Below are 16,424 nucleotides of genomic sequence, written 5' to 3' on the forward strand. Positions count from 1 at the left end.
TTGGCGCGTTGATAATTCCTTCAAGTTCTGAAGTTACCGTAGCAGAAGCTTCAAACCTTGTAGCAAGTGCTAGCGTGTGCATATGCAAGACGAGCGCGCTCAGAAGCTGTCAGCAGCCCTCTTCACCGTGTACGACGTCGTCGCGCGCACCAACGACGCCCTCGAACCAGCGCTCCGCGAGTTCGGGCTCACCGCAGGCACCGCTCATCTCCTCTGGGTGGTCGACCCCGACGCCCCCTCGCCGTCGATGCGCACGGCTGCCGAACGGACGCACTGCACCCCACAGAACGTGACCTTCATGTGCCACCAGCTCGAAGCCAAAGGCCTCGTCACTCGAAAACCATCCCCCACCGATCTTCGACAGCGCGTCATCGAACTCACCCAAGAGGGTCGCGTAGCTCGCGAAGCGATCATCAAGCTCGCCTCGACCCGCTCACCGCTCGCCGCCGTCGACGAGGCCGACCTCACGAGGATCACCGAGCTCCTCAGAAGCGCACCTTCGCGCTCGGCCTGACTCGCCCGCACGGAAAGGCATGACCATGCCCCCGGACTCGTGCCGGTCAGTAGAGCTCCAGAGCCAGCTCCTGCGCCAGCTCCATGCTCCGCCAGCGTGCAGGGGAGAAGTCGTACGGTATCATCTGCACGGCCTCGACGAGGCTTGTCCCGCGCGCTGCACCGGCATCTTCGGCGGTGCCCTCGGCGTCATCGGCAGGAGCAGGATGCGACTCTTCCCAGGCGTCGAACCGGTCGTTGTCAGCCTGCGCTAGGCCGGAGGTCTCGATGACCTCGTTGAGCTTGGCTTCGAAAGCGGCCCGTTCGGCGGCCACCTCCGCCACGCGAGGGTCGTCGACGGCGACCGTGTTGTCGAGCGCCTCTTCGGCGGCGTCGACCCGGTCACACTCGCGCCGAAGGCCCGGGTGAGTGGCGAGGGCGATGAATCGCGACGCCTGGACGGATGCGCCGAGCACGCCGAAGATCCGCTCCGTCACGAGCAGGGAGTCCAGGTCGTCCTGCCGCAGGGCACCCTCGGGAAGGCCCGCGAGGCGGTCACTCACGACATCGGAGAGCAGACCCAACCTGCTGCCCTGCGCACGCATACGCTGCACGGCGATCCGCTGCTGCTCGAGTTCCACCTGCCGGACGACGAGAGACTCCTCCAGTCGCTCAAGGATGCGCGCGACGTCGCCACCCTCCTCGCCACTGCCACTGCCACTGCCACTGTCGGCGGAGTCGGAGTCGGAGTCGGAGTCGCCCGCGTCAGCGAAGGCGTCGCGGATGTCGTCGAGGGCGATGCCAGCGTCGGCCATCCGTCGGATCCAGAGCAGTTGGATCATCTCGTCGTAGCCGTAGCGGCGCCGGTCGTCGCTCCCTCGCTCGGGCTCCGGAAGCAGGCCGATCTGGTGGTAGTGACGAATCGCGCGCGGCGTGGTGCCGACGAACTTGGCGGCACCCCCGATCGTGACCTGGCGCGGCGGGGTGAACGACGAGAACATGTGCGGCCTTCCTCTTGACGGGCGGGATTGCATCCACTGCACCACATGACGTTACGGAAGCTGCAAGTCCGCGCTCAACCTGACAGGCCACCGTGCCGCAGACGACGGGTCTAGAATGAGAACTGTTCTGGTGTTATGGTGTTTATGTACAGTGGAGTTCGCATGCGGAAAGTACTGATTTCAACGAGTGCCTCGGCGCCCATCTACGAGCAGATCAAGACGCAGGTACGGTCGGCGATCCTGTCCGGAGACGTGGCGGCGGGCGAGACGTTGCCGTCATTGCGCCAGCTGGCGGCAGACCTCCGAGTGAGTGTCATCACGGTGACACGCGCCTACAACGATCTCGTCCACGAGGGCCTGGTCCGCAACGAGCATGGGCGCGGATTCGTCGTGCTGGAGGTCGACCCCACGATCGCCTCCGGAGCCCTGGAGGAGCGAGTCTCCGCCGCACTGCAGGAGCTGCTCATCGCCGCTCGAAGCGCCCACATCGACATCGACGACATGCACCGACGCCTCGATGAGGCTTGGAGGAACAATGACTGACGACGCAGCGCAGATCACGGACCTGCGCATCACCCGCCCCGACTTCACGGTCGAGGACGTTTCATTCACCATCCCACGCGGCTCAGTGGTTGGACTCGTCGGCCCGAACGGCGCCGGGAAGACCACAATCATCCGCTCCCTGCTCGGCCTGATCACTCCCGATGCGGGACGAATCGAGGTGCTCGGCGGCCCAGCCGGCGCGAGCGCGGCCCTCGCGAAGACGGGCATCGTGCTGGACCGACCGACGGCCGCCGAAGACTGGCGCGTGACCTCGCTCGACCGCAGACTCGCGCCGTTCTACCCGAGGTGGGACCACGCCCGCTTCGCACAGCTGCTAGACCAGTTCGGAATCCCGCAGAAACGGCGAGTCGGCGAGCTCTCGCGAGGCCAGGGCGTAAAGCTCGCACTCTCGTGCGCACTGGCACAGCGACCTGAACTCCTGATCCTCGACGAGCCCTCGAGTGGGCTCGACCCGGCATCGCGCCGAGAGATCACCGACGTGATCCGCGAGTTCATGGTCGATCCGCAGCACGCAGTGCTGTTCTCGACGCACATCACGACCGACCTCGACGAACTCGCCGACGACGTCATCGTGCTCGTGGGCGGGCGCATCGCTCACCGGGGCCCGCTCCCTGACGTCAAGGAGAGCTTCGCCATCGCGCGCGGAACGGGAACAGTACCCGCGAGCGCCCTCGGCCCGCAGCACACCGGCCAGGGGTGGTCCGCGCTCATCCGCACCGACGACTCCCCTCAATACGGGCCAGAGATCGTGATCGACGAGGCGACCATCGACGACATCATCATCCACCTGAACGCCGCGCACGAGGAGGCAACAGCATGACGCTCGCATTCACTCGCTTCGACCTGACGTCCTGGGCCTTCAAGAAGCAGACGCTGCTGCTGCTCGCGTTCATCGCCCTCATCGGCATCGTGCTTCCGATACCGGGAATGGCGATCGCCGCATCCGCACTCGTCACATCCCTAATCCTCTCCGCCCCGTTCCTGGGCGACGAACGAGATCGACTCGACACGCTCTACGGAGTGCTCCCGATCTCGCGCAGCACCGTCGTCGTCGGCCGCGCGCTCTCAGTGCTCCTGTTCGGCCTCGCGGCCGTCGCCGTCGCTACCGCCGTAACCTTCGTCATGGCCTGGGTGCGCAACCGCGAGCTGGCGCCCGAGCTCCTCATCGTCAGCTACGCGGCGGCGTTCGCGATCGTCGGCCTGGCGGTCGGCGTGCAGCTCCCCGTGCTCTTCCGCGTCGGCTACACCCGCGGACGCTTCATGGTCTACGTTCCGGTGATCGTCATCGCGGGCGGAGCGTGGGTGGGCCAGGCCGCCGGCATCCTCGGCGACCAGACGTTCTCCGCACTACCCCTCGAGGGTGTCGTCGCCGCATGTGCCGCCATCGGCGTCATCGGCATCACCGTCGGCACGGGCCTCGCTGTGCGGTTCTACGGAGCGCGCGAACTGCGCTGACCCCGACCCGCCCCCACACACCATGGATTGCAATACCTTGCATTGCAAACTAAAGTGCAATGCATGACAACCTCAGTTGGTGCGCAACTTCGCAAGGGTGTCGTCGAGTACTGCGTCCTCGGACTCCTCCAACAGGGGCCCATGTATGGGTGGCTGATCTCAGAACGACTGGTCTCCCTCGGGCTCATCGGGAGCATCGGGACGCTCTACCCGTTGATGACTCGACTGCGCGAGCGTGAGCTGATCGCCGCGCATGCCGACGACTCCGATTCGGCGCGCCCCCGGAAGTACTACGCGCTCACCAGCCAAGGGCTTGCCGAGTTGGAGCAGTTCCGGTCCCAGTGGGCACCGTTCGCCTCCGCCGTGGAGGAAGTCACCCAATCACGCACGAGCACGAGCACGACCGACATCATCGGCTCGCGCGATCCGAGGGAAGCAGGAGACCAATGAAGCCTTTCGAATCGCAGAATGAAGTCGCCGGCAGCTACCTGAAGGAGCTCCGGGCCGCGCTTCGCGATGGCACACCCCAGGTCCGGGACGAAGTGCTCAACGACATCGCGGACACGCTCCGCGGTCTCGACGTCGACGAGACTCAAGCGCGCATTCGAGAACTCGGCACGCCGGACACGATCGCCGCCGACGCCATGGCGGAGACAGCCTCGCTCGAAGATGCCGGGCCGAGCCGCGCCTACCCGATCATCACGTCCATCGTCCTCATCGCCGGCTGGTACCTCGTGCCGGTGCTCGGCTGGGTGGCCGGACTCATCATGATCGGCGCTAGCCAGGACTGGTCGTCGCGAGTGCGCAGAAACGGGATCCTCGCATCCGTGGCCGTCATCGTCGCCTCGACGATCGGGCTCTTCGCGTTCCGAGGTACGGACGCGTGGCTCGTCGGCGTCATCATCTTCGGCGTGCTGCCATTCCTCGGCAACATCTTCGTCGCCGACTACCTCCGCCGCCGGTGGGGACTGCCCGCTCGGCGGTAGGCACCGGGTGCTTGCGAGATGATCAAGCCAGACGCGCAGGTCAGCCTCCAGCAGCCTCCAGCGCTTCCCGCAGCTTCGCCGCGAACGCTTCCGGCTGGCCGGCGTAGCCGAACTCGCCGCCCATGAACCCACCGTGGTGACTGGGTGATCTCGCCCTCCCAGATCCTGCGCATGCGTGTGGGGGCTCGAAACGATCTCCCCCGCATCGTAGGACGCCGGCCTGCGCGAGCGTGAAGTGTTCGCCTGCGTCGTCGCCGAACTTTCGCCCGTTCTCAGCTCAGGCACGGTCGAGCGCTGTGTCGTGAATCGCGGACTCGGGGAAGCCGCTGCGTTTCGCGGTTGCCGTCACGCCGAGCGCCAGAACGAGGAGGACCAGCGCCGCCCACGGCAGTGATGTCGGTCTGAAGCTGGTGATCAAGAAGCTCCCCGCGATCGCGCCACCAGCGATGCCGATGTTCCAGCACGTCACCACCAGCGATTGCGCGAGGTCACCGGCGGCCCCCGCGGCCTCGGCGGACGCGGTCTGAAGCAGCGTCGCAGCACCGCCGAATGCGAGACCCCACACGCCGACGCTGACGAACACCAGCCATGACGCGTCGGTGGCGAGACCCAGAGCAAGTGACGCCCCGGCGAACAAGACGCAACTCGAGATCATGAGCGAACGCAGATGGCGGTCGATGAGGGCGCCTGTGATCGCGATGCTCAGCAAGGACGCGATGCCGAAGACGAGCAAGACGATGTCGATGCGGTCGACCATGCCGTTCTCGGCGAGGTAGGGCGCGATGTACGTGTACAGAACGTTGTGTGCGAGCACGAAGGCGAGTGTGACGACCAGCACGGCGGCTATGCCGGGGATGGCGAGGGTTCGTCGAAGCGGAAGAGCAGCGGACCGCGCTTGACCGGGGAATTTCGGCACGCTCACGAACACCCAGAGCAGCAAGACAAGCGCGAGGAGGGTCATGATTCCGAAGGTGTACCGCCAGCCGATCAGGCCCGCCAGGAAAGTACCTGCTGGAACGCCGATCGCGAGGGCGACCGGAGTGCCGGCCATCGCGATCGCCATCGCCTTGCCGCGCTGTTTCGGTGCAACCATGCGCCGTGCGTATCCCGCGAGCAGCGCCCACAGCAGCCCGGCGACTACCCCCGCCAGGAGCCGAGAGGCAAGGGTGAGGATGTAACTCTCTGACATGGCGGTGACGGTATTCGCGACGGCGAATCCCGCGATGGCGAGCAGTAGGAGCCTGCGGCGTGGCCAGCCGATCGTCGCGGCAGTCAGCGGAATGGCGGCGAGGGCAGAACCGATCGCGTAGACCGTCACCGTCTGTCCAGCCGCTGCTTCGGTGACATTGAGATCACCACTCATTTCGGGCAGTATCCCGGCCGGCAGCGCTTCGGTCATGATGGTGACGAACCCTGCGGTGGCCAACGCCAGGAGCCCGGAAAGGGGTAGCCGATCGTGGCCGGCCGCACGCGTCGCGGTGTGCTGTAGTCGAGTCATGGCCTCATCGTCAGTCGTTGACGTTAGCGTTAAGGTCAAGCTGACGACCGATGAGGAGATGGCACATGAAGATCGGTGAGCTCGCCCGCATGACAGGCACGTCCGCGCGAGCCTTGCGGTACTACGAGGATGAGCAGCTCATCATCCCCAGGCGCATGCCGAACGGGTATCGAGAGTACGACGAGTACCTTGTCGACCGGGTCACCCAGATCCGTGGCCTACTGGATGCTGGTCTCCCCACTCGGATCATCAAGCAGATCCTGCCGTGCCTCGACCGGCCCCGCACCATCCACTTCGCCGACGCGACTCCGGAGATGCTCGAAACCCTCGAACACGAACGCGACCGGATGGACGAGAGAATCGAGTTCCTCGCGCGCAACCGTGCCGCGATCACCGAGTATCTGGAAGAAGTTCGAGCTCTCGCCTGACCCGCTCGACTTGACCTTCACGCCAACGCGAAGGCAGTGGTTCGGCGCCAAGGGAGACAACTCTCGGTAGCAGAACGGCCTCAGCCTCGAATCGTTCCCACTGAGAATCACCAACCAATATGGTCGGTTTAGCATCCAGTCCGGTTGGTGGCTGCCTAGACTCTTCCGCGTGCCGGGACAGCTCGGCGCAGAAGAGGAGAGCGACATGATCAAGGCCGCAACGACATCTGGGCGCCAATGGTGGGCGCTAGCCGTGCTGACCCTGAGCCAGTTGATGGTCGTTCTCGACGTCACGATCGTGAACATCGCGCTTCCGTCCGCCCAGGCGGAGTTGGGTTTCGCGGATGACGGCCGCCACTGGCTCGTCACTGGGTATGCCCTCGCGTTCGGAAGCCTGCTTCTCATCGGCGGCCGACTGAGCGACTACTTCGGTCGACGACGGATGCTCGTGCTCGGTCTCGTCGGCTTCGCCCTGGCTTCGGCACTTGGCGGATTCGCCCAGAGCTTCGAGACCCTGCTCGCCGCGCGAGTCCTCCAGGGCGCATTCGGAGCCGTACTCGCCCCTGCCGCTCTCTCCCTGGTCTCGACGACCTTCGAGGATCGCCGCAGCCGCATCCGCGCGTTCTCCATTTTCGGCGCGGTCTCCTCTGCCGGCGGGGCCATCGGCCTGCTTCTCGGCGGAGTGCTGACCGAATACCTGTCGTGGCACTGGTGCATGTTCGTGAATCTGCCCATCGCAATCATCGCTCTTGCGGGCATTGGACTCATCAGGAAGCAGCCAGTCGTCGACAGGAACGCATTGGATCTTCCCGGAGCGCTGACCTCCGTGGCAGGCATGGTCGCACTCGTCTTCGGCCTGGGCAACGCGGAGCAGGGCGGATGGCTCGACGTCTGGACTCTCGCCCCCATCGTCGCGGGCATCGCACTGCTCGTCGTGTTCGTCATCATCGAACGTCACGCCGCCAATCCACTCCTCCCTCTGCGAGTGCTCGTCGATCGCAATCGCGGCGCGGCCAACCTCGTCGGCCTTCTGGTCAACGGAGGGCTCTTCGGAGTGTTCCTGTTCAGCACCTACTTCCTCACCGAGGCACTCGGATACTCGCCTTTGGCGACCGGACTCAGCTTCGTTCCCGTGGTGCTGGGCATCATCGTGACCTCCACCCTCGTGGGCTCGCGACTCGCAGCAAGGTTCGGCCCTCGGTACTTGATCGCGGCCGGTGCTGCGCTGGCAGGAATCGGCCTCGTGATGCAGACGGGAACGGATGCGAGCAGCGAGTTCGCCCGGGATCTCCTCCCCGGGCTTGTCGTCTACGGGCTCGGTCTGGGCCTCGTGTTCGGGCGACTCCAGGAAGCCGCGACGGCGAGGGCAGAGCGTCGGGATATTGGCGTGGCTTCAGCGCTGATCAACGCCAGCCAGGAGGTGGGTGGTGCGGCCGGTATCGCCTTGATCAGTTCGCTCGCCGCCGGAGCGACCGCGGCACTCGTCGCATCCGCCCCACAGAGTGCCGCACTGGTGGCGGCGGTGACCGTGGAGAGCTACCACGCCGCACTCTGGGCCGCCGTAGGGTTGTACGCACTGGCCGCGGTCGTCTCGTTGATAGTGTTCCGCAGCGGAACGATCGACATCGACCCCGACGCCGAACCCCTGATCGGACACTAGGAGGAGCGAGCAATGAGCCATCCTGCGACGTCCGCGGTCATCGATGCGGCAGCAGCCCTCTTCGCGCGATATGGATTCACCCGCACCTCGGTGCAGGCCGTCGCGGATGCAACGGATTACTCCAAGGCCGGACTTCTGCACCACTTCCCCACGAAACTCGCCCTCCACAAGGCCGTTCTCGAAGAATGCAGACGAGAGACCGAGCGGGTGAGAGATCGCGTGGCCGACCTAGCCGTTGGCGAGGAACGAGACCACCGGTCGATCGAGCTGCTCGTCGATCTGTCCCTGGCGAGGCCCGGCCTCGCCAGCCTGCTCCTCAGCACGATCGTGCCGATGGGCGACGACGACGTCTCAGACGTTGAACCTCTCGGCGACATCCTGTTCGAGGCGTTCGACACTGAGCCCATGAACGATGCACGCCGCATCCGCGTCACCGGAGCACTCGTCGCCCTCGGCGTACTCGCGCTCGAAGCGCGTCGATCGGACTGCGCCTCCCCCTGGCGCAACGAGATCATCGCGACAAGCATCGACACCCTCGGGCGATCAGGATCCAGCTACGCGGGCACTGGGATGCGAGAGGGAAACGCTCTGTAGTCGTCGATGACGCCAGACGCGAGGAGGGCACGCGGCCATAGAGTTCCCGTGGCGACGCCGATCACCTCGGCGGTTGTGTCGGAGTCAAAGTTCCGCTGCGAACCAGGCCCGGCGTCTCTCCTACATCTGCCTCATGTCGAGTGCGAAGCGGAAGCGCACGTCATTGCGTTCGAGGCGGTCCAGCGCAGTATTGATGTCGCGGGCTGGGAGCACTTCGACGTCGGCGGTGATGCCGTTCTCGCTGCAGAAGTCGAGCATGGCCTGCGTACCGACGGTTCCACCGCTCCCTGCAGAGGCGAGGCTCTTCCTCCCGATGAGGAGCGCCATCGGATCGAATTGCAGAGATCCCAAGGCGCCAAGCGCGCAGAGTGTGCCGTCGAGAGCGAGAGCACGGATATACGGCGTGAGGTCATGGGGCACGGACGCGGTGTCAATGATGAGGTCGAAGCGGTTGGCTTGCGTGCTCATCGCGGCAGGGTCTTTGGACACGATGACCTCGTGGGCACCGAGGGCCTTCGCTCCCGCGGCCTTGGCTTCTGAGGTGGTGAACAGCACGACGTGCGCGCCGAGGGCGTGGGCGAACTTGACGGCGAGGTGGCCCAGGCCACCGAGCCCTACGATCCCGATGGTCTCTCCCGGTCCGGCGTTCCACCGAACCAGGGGTTCCCAGACGGTGATGCCCGCACACATCAAAGGGGCGACTCCGGCGGGATCGAGCTTGTCGGGCAGTAGGTAGACGAACTTCTCGTTTGCGATGTACTCGCTTGCGTAGCCGCCCTGAGTGGGAGTGCCGTCGACACGGTCGGTGCCACCGTAGGTGAGCGTGGTCATCAGGAGGATCGTCTCACGATCTTTTCTCCAAGCAGAGAGCTGACCGACTCTGAGGCCTGGGGCTGATTGCCCAGGAGCGAGATCGAGCAGACGAGAAGCGGCCGCGCGCGAACGCTCCGTTCCGAGGACGGTTCCGATGGCCGCAAGCACTTAGCTCGGGATGACCGTCCCCTGGTGATACCGAAGCTTGGGGCCTCGCGTATCCCAGAGTGACGCATGCCGACTGTCCCGGTCTGCCTCGTGGATCACGTAGTTCACGAGCACGAGCTCCGCACTCACACGATTGAAAAGCCACTCGGATGTGCGTGGCAGGGGGCGCTCTTCCTCGCTCTCGAGGGCCGCCACCGACTCCGCATAGGTCCACCGACGTCCAGAGCGTCCGATCTCCGCGAAGTCCTCGGCGAGCAAAGTGGACGTCTGTGCGGAGTCCCCCCGTACTGACGAAGAAAGCAACGCGAGTTCAGCGTTCTTGATGTCCGCGAAGTCTTCCGTATCCGTCTCCCACATAGAGCGACCCTATCGACGGAGCAGGCGGTCTCCGCTGCAATCAGGGTGCAGACACCTCGTTACTCCTCGTCGATGATGACTTCCCAGAGCCCGAAAGGCGTGAACCCGGCGGCCCGCGCCAGCGCAACGGACTCGACATTGTCCACTTGGCAGCGGTACTGCGGCTCGTATCCCAGCGACATGGCGGCCGCGATCGCCGCGCGGACCGTTTCGCGGCCAAGACCTCGACCTCGGAACTCTGGGAGGGTGAGCACTCCAAGGTCGGCCAGCCGAGTCCCATTCCAGGGGTACATGCTCACAACGGATGCGAGCTTGTCACCCACGAAGGCGCCGAACACGAGCCAGTGGTCGAGTTCGACGAACGCCTCCTCGAGATCCTCATCCGGTGCTGCGGCTACGAGCTCCTCGAAGGCGTGAGCATCCGCAGCAGTCAGCTGCCGCGTCCGATCACCGAGCGCCTCCCCACGAAGGGTGGCCTGCTCGTCGAGCGTCAAATAGAAGAGGTGATCCGGGCTGTTGAGCGTGAGGCCAGCGCGATCTAGAACACTCCGAAGGGAGAGATCGTCGATTCGTTCTCCGTCGGCGAGCGCGAGTTCGCTGGCGCGAGCCGGCGTCAGCGAGAGGAGCATCGGCCCCGCCTCCAAGCGAAGAAGCGCCACCGATCGACTTTCGGGCAGTGAGGGGTCGACTACGACACGGACAGAGTCGTCGACGCGCGCATCCAGCACCGATGGCAGCCACCGGTTGGTCACGAGATTTGAGAACACGCCATTCATCCTGCCGCACCGTGCGGGGAGCCAATAGATCGAACTGGCTCTGGCTCTCCACGCAGGGGCAGGGAAACATGCACTCATGAGCACTCCACGTTCCACGACCTCCTCCGCCGAGTTTGAGCGCACTGCCGACGTGCTGCGCTTATCGGCGTTTGCCAGCGAACCGGGCGGAGGCAACCCTGCTGGTGTTGTTCTGAATGCATCCATGCTGTCTGATACGGAGATGCAGCGCATCGCCGCCGAGGTCGGCTACGCCGAGACGGCCTTCGTCGTCGTTCCCAGCATCGACGCAAACGAACGCCACGTGCGTGTGCGGTACTTCTCGCCCGGAGTTGAAGTTCCCTTCTGTGGTCACGCGACGATCGCGACGGCCGTGGCGCTCGCAGAACGCCGCGGCCCGGGGCAGTTTACGATCGAGACTCTTGTCGGCCCCGTGGTGATCGAAACTTCGCGTGCCGACGCGCAGTCAGCGTCGCCCGGCGATGCCTCGGCCGACGCCAGCCCCGTGACCGCATCCTTCACCAGCGTCGAGACTGACGTGCGCGAGCTTGCACCTCCAGTCGCCGACCGACTGCTCTCCCTGCTCCACCTCGACCCCGCAGACCTCGATGGGGATTGGCCGCTGCGTGAAGCCTTTGCAGGCAACTGGCATCCCATCGTCGCGGTACGTGAGCAGGCCACGTTCGATGCATTCAGTTTCGACCCTGCCGCGGTCCGGGCTTTGATGGATGAACAGGGCTGGGCTGGCACCGTCACCGTCGTCCGCCGTCAACAGCCCACCGCATCCGGGGAGCTGGTCGTCGAGGCCCGCAACCTGTTCCCGGTTGGCAACATCACGGAGGACCCCGCAACAGGGTCGGCGGCCGCGTCTCTCGGCGCGTACCTCCGTCAGGTCGGAGCCATCACGCCGAAGGCACGATTCAGGGTGCTGCAGGGCAGACATGTCGGTCGCCCGAGCCTGATCACCGTCGATGTGCCAGTCACTGGTGGCATCACTGTGACCGGAACTGCGACGCCGATCGAGTAGCGTTCGCACGCCATGTTCCGTGCGGCTCACGGCCCGCGGCCCGCGGCCCGTGGCCGGTGCGCCGGTGCGCCGGTGGCGATGCCAGTGACGACCGCACCGCTCCCCGCGTTCCCCGGATGACACTTCCGCGACTGACTCAGGAACGCAGACGCACGTCGCCGAGGACCCGGGCGCTCGTCCGCACGAGTGCCCTTCTCGAGAGCAGTCGCGTGCTGAACGCCGTGAGCCTGTTGACCCCACCCGAGACGACGCTCGGCCCGCCTCCAACTCGATCGAGCGCGCGGAACGCCGTGTCGATGACCTGCGCACTCGTCTGCTTCCGGCCGACTGACGCTTCCTCTGAGCCGACGACGTCGAAGAACTCGGTCTTCGTCGCGCCCGGGCTCACGGCGAGGACGCGAAGACCTGTGCCGCGGGCCTCCGCCCAGAGGGCTTCCGTGAAGCTCAGCACGAACGCCTTGGTCGCGCCGTAGACCGCCATCCCGGGCGTCGGCTGGTACCCGGCCGTGCTGGCGACCGTGACGAGCGCGCCCGTCCCAGCCTCAAGCAGCTGGGACATGAAGGTCCGGCTGAGTTCGACGAGCGCAACGACGTTCAGCTGCATCTCGTCGACCATGCGCTCCGGGCTTGACGAGTCGAATGGGCCGTGGCTCCCGAAGCCGGCGTTGTTGACGAGCGAGGAGATGTGGATGTCCCGTCGCGCCAGCTCGTCGCGGAGCGACACTACGGCGCCCGCGGTGGTGAGGTCGATGGGGACCACGGCGACGTCCACACCCGTGGATGCCCGAAGCTCGTCTGCCAGCTTTTCGAGTCGCTCGGCCCGACGTGCCACGAGCACAAGGTTCGAACCCCGGCTCGCGAATCGCTTGGCGAATTCGACGCCGAGCCCGGAGCTTGCGCCTGTGATGAGTGCGGTGCCGCCGCGGAGATCGAGAGTCATGAGTGTCCTTTGCCGGAAACGAATGTTGTCGGTGACAGCATTGCGGAAACAGCCATTGTTGTCAACGTCAACATGGGGGTAGGCTCGACACGTGCCCGATCAGCCCTACCACCACGGTGACTTGCGCCGCACGCTCCTGGAAGCCGCCGCCGCGAGCATCGAATCCGACGGTGTCGATGCGCTGTCCTTGCGCCAACTCGCCCGCGAAGCCGGGGTCAGCCACGCCGCGCCCAGCCGCCACTTCCGCGACAAGCAAGCACTCCTCGACGCACTCGCAGAAGACGGATTCCGTCGCATGGCGGCCACACTCGAGCAGGCCGCGACAATCGAGACCAAGACACAAGAGGGCGCCCGCGCCGCGTTCGACGCCATCTCGCGCGCCTACGTCGAATTCGCTCTCGCTCAGCCAACGCTCCTCGCGATGATGTTCGGATTGAAGCATGCGCCGGATGCGAAACAAGAGCTCATCCGGGCTGGCCATGCATCGATGGAGATCACGCTGCGTCTCGTCGTGGAGGCACAGTCGATTGGCGCGATCGCTCCCGGTGATCCGCAGCGCATTGCGCTCGTCGCATTCGCGACACTCCACGGGATAGCCACACTCGCATCCGGTGACCTGCTCGACGGCGTCCCATCCGACGATCTCCTCGTGGAAGCAAGCGATCTCCTCTGGCGAGGCATGCGCACGAAGCTGCTGGCAGGCCCTGAGCTGACTCCCTAGCCCAAGTTCGCGGTTGTGGCAGGCGCGAAACGCGGACAGAGCCCCGGCGCCGCTGAAACCGTGACATCAGTCATGTTCGAGCATGACAAGAGGGCACTACTGCCGAACGCGGTCATGCACTGGACTCGAAGGACCACAACGGGGCACGACGCCCCCTTCTCGAGACGAGCCGCGCATGCGTAAACCCCTGAAGGTCTTCCTTCTCACTGTCACCGCCATCTTGGCGCTCCCAGCCCTCACCCTCGCGACCACCTCGATCGCGAACGCCGTGATCTCGACCCGCGAGATCGCGGAGATCCGTCCGTACGGGCAGCTCGTTCCGGTCGATGGCAAGCAGATGAACGTCGTCGAGAGCGGTGCGGGCGAGCAGACGATCGTGCTGCTCCCCGGCCTCGGCACAGCTGCACCCGGGCTCGACTTCCAACCGCTCATCGCGGAGCTCGACGACGCCTACCGGGTCATCACGGTCGAGCCGTTCGGTACTGGGCTGAGTAACCAGACAGACGCCCCTCGCACCACAGAGAACATCGTTCGCGAGGTGCACGAGGCGCTGCAGCACCTCGAGGTCGACCGATACGTGCTGATGGGCCACTCGATTGCCGGCATCTACGCCCTCGAGTACAGCGCCACGTACGCGGACGAACTCGTCGCCTTCATCGGAATCGACAGCAGCGTGCCCGATCAGCCCGGCTGGGATGAGCCGATTCCCACTGAGGGGCTCGTCGAGCTGCGCGACCTGGGCATCCTCAGGGCCCTGTCTGCTATCTCCGGGGATCCGACCGCGGGCCTCCCCTACGACGACGAGACCAAGAAGCAGATGCAACGGCTCACGACCAGGAACTCCACGGCTCCCACGATGCTCGACGAGATGACCAACGCGCCCAGCAATTTCGCGTCGGTGAGTGGCACGACGTTCACCCCAACCCTCCCCGTCCTGCTGTTCGTGGTGGCGGAAGACTCCGACGTCTCCGGCTGGCTTGAACTGCACGAGCAGCAGGCGTCGAGCGTCGAACGCGGTGAAGTCATCACCCTTGAAGGAGAGCACTACCTGCACCACACGAAGTCGCCCGAGATCGCGCGAGACACCGCCCGGTTCCTGGACTCGATCTCTGCAGGCTGACCGGCATGACGGATGGCAGGTTCCGTGGGCCCCGAGCCGCCGCCGATCTCCGGTGGATGCGCGGCTCGACCGCGGTCACACTGTGGGCGCTTGTCATCATCGGCTGCTTCCTGCAGTTCACCTTCGGACTGGACGGCGCCCCAGAGCCCCGCAGGATCGCGCTGATCATCGCGAGTGCCGCATCCGCCATCTTGGCGATCGCCGTCATTCCGATGCTGCTGCGCCCCGACTTCCGAGCATCAGCGCGCCACCCGATCTTCGTCGCCCTCATCAGCCTGTGCGTCGCAACTTGGGCGCTGGCGCTGATTCCACCGTTCGCGGGATGGGGCTGGGCGTTCCTCTTCGCGATTGCCGGCGGGATGCTGAGCTGCGTTGTCCCCCTCTGGTGGCGGGTCGGAGTGCTCGCGCTGACGCTCGCGGCGCTGGCGCTCGGGTTCACGTCCGCGGGCCCGCTCCCGGCCCCGACGGACGGAGTCTCCGCGATCTCGGACGCCGCTTCCACGTTCGTCGTCGTCGGCACGCTCGCCCTGATGACCGTCATGCCCCTGAGCGCGGTCTGGGTCTTCAGAGTTGTTCTGCGCCTCGAAGAGGCGAGGCGGATGGCCTCCGATCTGGCGGTAGCCACGGAGCGCCTCAGGTTCGCCACCGATCTGCACGACATCCAAGGCCACCACCTGCAGGTCATCGCGTTGAAGAGCGAACTCGCCGAGCGCCGGCTTCTCGCCGATGAACCGGGTCTCGCGGCAGACGAGCTCGCGGCGATTCGAAGCATCGCGAAGGCCGCACTTGAAGACACCCGTGCCGTCGTCAACAACTACCGCACGGTCACCGTGGCCGTCGAAGCGCGCAACGCTGCGGCCGTCCTGCGCTCGGCGGGCATCGCCTGCCAGGCGAACCTGGATGCGCCCGAACTCACAACGCCCCTCGGCGCGGTCTTCGCTCTCGCGATTCGTGAGAGCGCCACGAACATCCTGCGACACAGCAAGGCAACCGAAGCGTCCCTCGAACTCGTGAGGCTCGACACGGGCGGCTATCGCCTCACCGTCACGAATAACGGGGCCGGCACGTTGCGGGCAACAGGCACCGGGATCGCCGGAATCACCGAACGAGTCGGAACCTGGAACGGAACGGTCACGACGAGCCGGCACAACGACACCTTCACCCTGGTCGTCTGCATCCCGACACCCACCGAACCGCACCGATCGGACACGAAGCGATGATACGAATCCTGATCGCCGACGACGAGGAGCTCATCCGCGGTGCCCTTGTCGCCCTCCTCTCACTGGAAGGCGACATCGAGGTGGTCGCCGACGTCAGCAACGGTCGCGCCGCCGTGGCAGCAGGCACCCTCCATCACCCGGACATCGCCCTCCTCGACCTTGAGATGCCGGAGCTGGATGGGATCGAAGCCGCCGTAGAGCTGCATGCTGCTCGGGCATGCCAGACGATCATCGTCACGAGGCACGCCCGCCCTGGCACCCTGAAGCGGGCGCTCACCGCGCACGTGCGGGGCTTCGTTCCGAAATCGACACCGGCCTCAGAACTCGCCAGCATCATCAGGGCCGTCGCGTCTGGCGAACGCTACATCGACGCGCAGCTCGCCGCCGCAGCGCTCACCGAGGAGGAAAGCCCGCTCACGGCACGCGAAGCCGACGTGCTCCGCCTGACTCGCGACGGCCTGCCCACGAAGCACATCGCGAAGACGCTCGGACTCGCACACGGGACGGTGCGCAACCACCTCTCAACCGCCATGGCGAAACTGCACGCGGAATCCCGAATCACCGCCGCAGCGATCGCCCGCGACAGTGGATGGATCTGACCTGGCAG

At 65.6% G+C, this 16,424-nt stretch carries 20 protein-coding genes; 14 read left to right on the plus strand and 6 right to left on the minus strand.

The annotated features are described in order from the left end of the window. Positions 1–82 precede the first annotated feature (82 nt). On the plus strand, positions 83–514 hold the full coding sequence (locus tag C5B85_RS13590; RefSeq protein ID WP_104286554.1) for a MarR family winged helix-turn-helix transcriptional regulator: 432 nt from the start codon (positions 83–85) through the stop codon (positions 512–514). Positions 515–560: 46 nt separating this feature from the next. Here the strand turns inward: C5B85_RS13590 and C5B85_RS13595 are convergent, their stop codons facing one another. Then, positions 561–1,493, minus strand: a complete 933-nt coding sequence (locus C5B85_RS13595) for a MerR family transcriptional regulator (RefSeq protein ID WP_104286555.1) — start codon at positions 1,491–1,493, stop codon at positions 561–563. A gap of 162 nt (positions 1,494–1,655) precedes the next feature. Between C5B85_RS13595 and C5B85_RS13600 the strand changes: the two genes are divergently transcribed. From C5B85_RS13600 to C5B85_RS13620, 5 genes are all read left to right on the plus strand, one after another. Continuing rightward, the gene (locus tag C5B85_RS13600; protein WP_104286556.1) at positions 1,656–2,036 is read left to right on the plus strand and encodes a GntR family transcriptional regulator; all 381 of its coding nucleotides are present in this window, start codon (positions 1,656–1,658) and stop codon (positions 2,034–2,036) included. Further along, positions 2,029–2,877 carry an ABC transporter ATP-binding protein gene (locus C5B85_RS13605; protein WP_181064438.1) on the plus strand — a complete coding sequence of 283 codons (849 nt, stop codon included), beginning with the start codon at positions 2,029–2,031 and terminating at the stop codon, positions 2,875–2,877. Before C5B85_RS13600 ends, C5B85_RS13605 begins: the two co-directional genes overlap by 8 nt. Next, positions 2,874–3,512 carry an ABC-2 transporter permease gene (locus C5B85_RS13610; protein WP_104286558.1) on the plus strand — a complete coding sequence of 213 codons (639 nt, stop codon included), beginning with the start codon at positions 2,874–2,876 and terminating at the stop codon, positions 3,510–3,512. The genes C5B85_RS13605 and C5B85_RS13610 overlap by 4 nt, the downstream gene beginning before the upstream one ends. 63 nt (positions 3,513–3,575) lie before the next feature. Beyond that, positions 3,576–3,962: a PadR family transcriptional regulator gene (locus C5B85_RS13615; protein ID WP_104286559.1), complete on the plus strand. Its 387-nt coding sequence runs from the start codon at positions 3,576–3,578 to the stop codon at positions 3,960–3,962. Further along, positions 3,959–4,498 carry a hypothetical protein gene (locus C5B85_RS13620; RefSeq protein ID WP_104286560.1) on the plus strand — a complete coding sequence of 180 codons (540 nt, stop codon included), beginning with the start codon at positions 3,959–3,961 and terminating at the stop codon, positions 4,496–4,498. Before C5B85_RS13615 ends, C5B85_RS13620 begins: the two co-directional genes overlap by 4 nt. Before the next feature lie 277 nt (positions 4,499–4,775). Here the strand turns inward: C5B85_RS13620 and C5B85_RS13630 are convergent, their stop codons facing one another. After that, a complete protein-coding gene (locus tag C5B85_RS13630) occupies positions 4,776–5,996 on the minus strand; it encodes an MFS transporter (protein ID WP_104286561.1) in 1,221 nt (406 codons plus the stop codon). Between the two features lie 65 nt (positions 5,997–6,061). Here C5B85_RS13630 and C5B85_RS13635 point away from each other — a divergent pair, with 65 nt between their 5' ends. The 3 genes from C5B85_RS13635 (at position 6,062) to C5B85_RS13645 (ending at position 8,678) form a co-directional block, all read left to right on the plus strand. Beyond that, positions 6,062–6,424, plus strand: coding sequence for a MerR family transcriptional regulator (locus tag C5B85_RS13635; protein WP_104286562.1), 363 nt, complete (start codon positions 6,062–6,064; stop codon positions 6,422–6,424). Positions 6,425–6,593: 169 nt separating this feature from the next. Then, positions 6,594–8,084 (plus strand): MFS transporter, encoded by a 1,491-nt coding sequence (locus C5B85_RS13640; protein WP_219819410.1) that lies wholly within the window; start codon positions 6,594–6,596, stop codon positions 8,082–8,084. 12 nt (positions 8,085–8,096) lie between these two features. Continuing rightward, entirely contained in the window at positions 8,097–8,678 is a 582-nt protein-coding gene (locus C5B85_RS13645) for a TetR/AcrR family transcriptional regulator (protein ID WP_104286564.1), read from the plus strand. Positions 8,679–8,798: 120 nt separating this feature from the next. On the opposite strand, the gene C5B85_RS13650 is transcribed toward C5B85_RS13645, so the two are convergent. The 3 genes from C5B85_RS13650 to C5B85_RS13660 all read right to left on the minus strand — a co-directional run bounded on the left by C5B85_RS13650 (position 8,799) and on the right by C5B85_RS13660 (position 10,783). Further along, complete coding sequence (locus C5B85_RS13650) at positions 8,799–9,509, minus strand: zinc-binding dehydrogenase (RefSeq protein WP_104286621.1); 711 nt, start codon at positions 9,507–9,509, stop codon at positions 8,799–8,801. Positions 9,510–9,659: 150 nt separating this feature from the next. Further along, complete coding sequence (locus C5B85_RS13655) at positions 9,660–10,016, minus strand: DUF4440 domain-containing protein (RefSeq protein WP_104286565.1); 357 nt, start codon at positions 10,014–10,016, stop codon at positions 9,660–9,662. 59 nt (positions 10,017–10,075) lie between these two features. Beyond that, the gene (locus tag C5B85_RS13660; protein ID WP_181064439.1) at positions 10,076–10,783 is read right to left on the minus strand and encodes a GNAT family N-acetyltransferase; all 708 of its coding nucleotides are present in this window, start codon (positions 10,781–10,783) and stop codon (positions 10,076–10,078) included. Between the two features lie 85 nt (positions 10,784–10,868). On the opposite strand from C5B85_RS13660, the gene C5B85_RS13665 reads away from it, so the two are divergent. Then, a complete protein-coding gene (locus C5B85_RS13665; protein WP_104286566.1) occupies positions 10,869–11,816 on the plus strand; it encodes a PhzF family phenazine biosynthesis protein in 948 nt (315 codons plus the stop codon). 136 nt (positions 11,817–11,952) lie between these two features. Here C5B85_RS13665 and C5B85_RS13670 read toward each other — a convergent pair whose 3' ends face one another. Further along, positions 11,953–12,756: an SDR family oxidoreductase gene (locus C5B85_RS13670; protein ID WP_104286567.1), complete on the minus strand. Its 804-nt coding sequence runs from the start codon at positions 12,754–12,756 to the stop codon at positions 11,953–11,955. 91 nt (positions 12,757–12,847) lie between these two features. Between C5B85_RS13670 and C5B85_RS13675 the strand changes: the two genes are divergently transcribed. The 4 genes from C5B85_RS13675 to C5B85_RS13690 all read left to right on the plus strand — a co-directional run bounded on the left by C5B85_RS13675 (position 12,848) and on the right by C5B85_RS13690 (position 16,416). Next, positions 12,848–13,477, plus strand: a complete 630-nt coding sequence (locus C5B85_RS13675; RefSeq protein WP_104286568.1) for a TetR/AcrR family transcriptional regulator — start codon at positions 12,848–12,850, stop codon at positions 13,475–13,477. 175 nt (positions 13,478–13,652) lie between these two features. Then, entirely contained in the window at positions 13,653–14,597 is a 945-nt protein-coding gene (locus tag C5B85_RS13680; protein WP_104286569.1) for an alpha/beta fold hydrolase, read from the plus strand. A gap of 5 nt (positions 14,598–14,602) precedes the next feature. After that, positions 14,603–15,817: a sensor histidine kinase gene (locus C5B85_RS13685; protein WP_104286570.1), complete on the plus strand. Its 1,215-nt coding sequence runs from the start codon at positions 14,603–14,605 to the stop codon at positions 15,815–15,817. Further along, complete coding sequence (locus C5B85_RS13690; RefSeq protein ID WP_104286571.1) at positions 15,814–16,416, plus strand: DNA-binding response regulator; 603 nt, start codon at positions 15,814–15,816, stop codon at positions 16,414–16,416. The genes C5B85_RS13685 and C5B85_RS13690 overlap by 4 nt, the downstream gene beginning before the upstream one ends. Positions 16,417–16,424 lie beyond the last annotated feature (8 nt).

This window comes from Pseudoclavibacter sp. AY1F1, from assembly GCF_002931075.1.
Classification (GTDB): domain Bacteria; phylum Actinomycetota; class Actinomycetes; order Actinomycetales; family Microbacteriaceae; genus Pseudoclavibacter.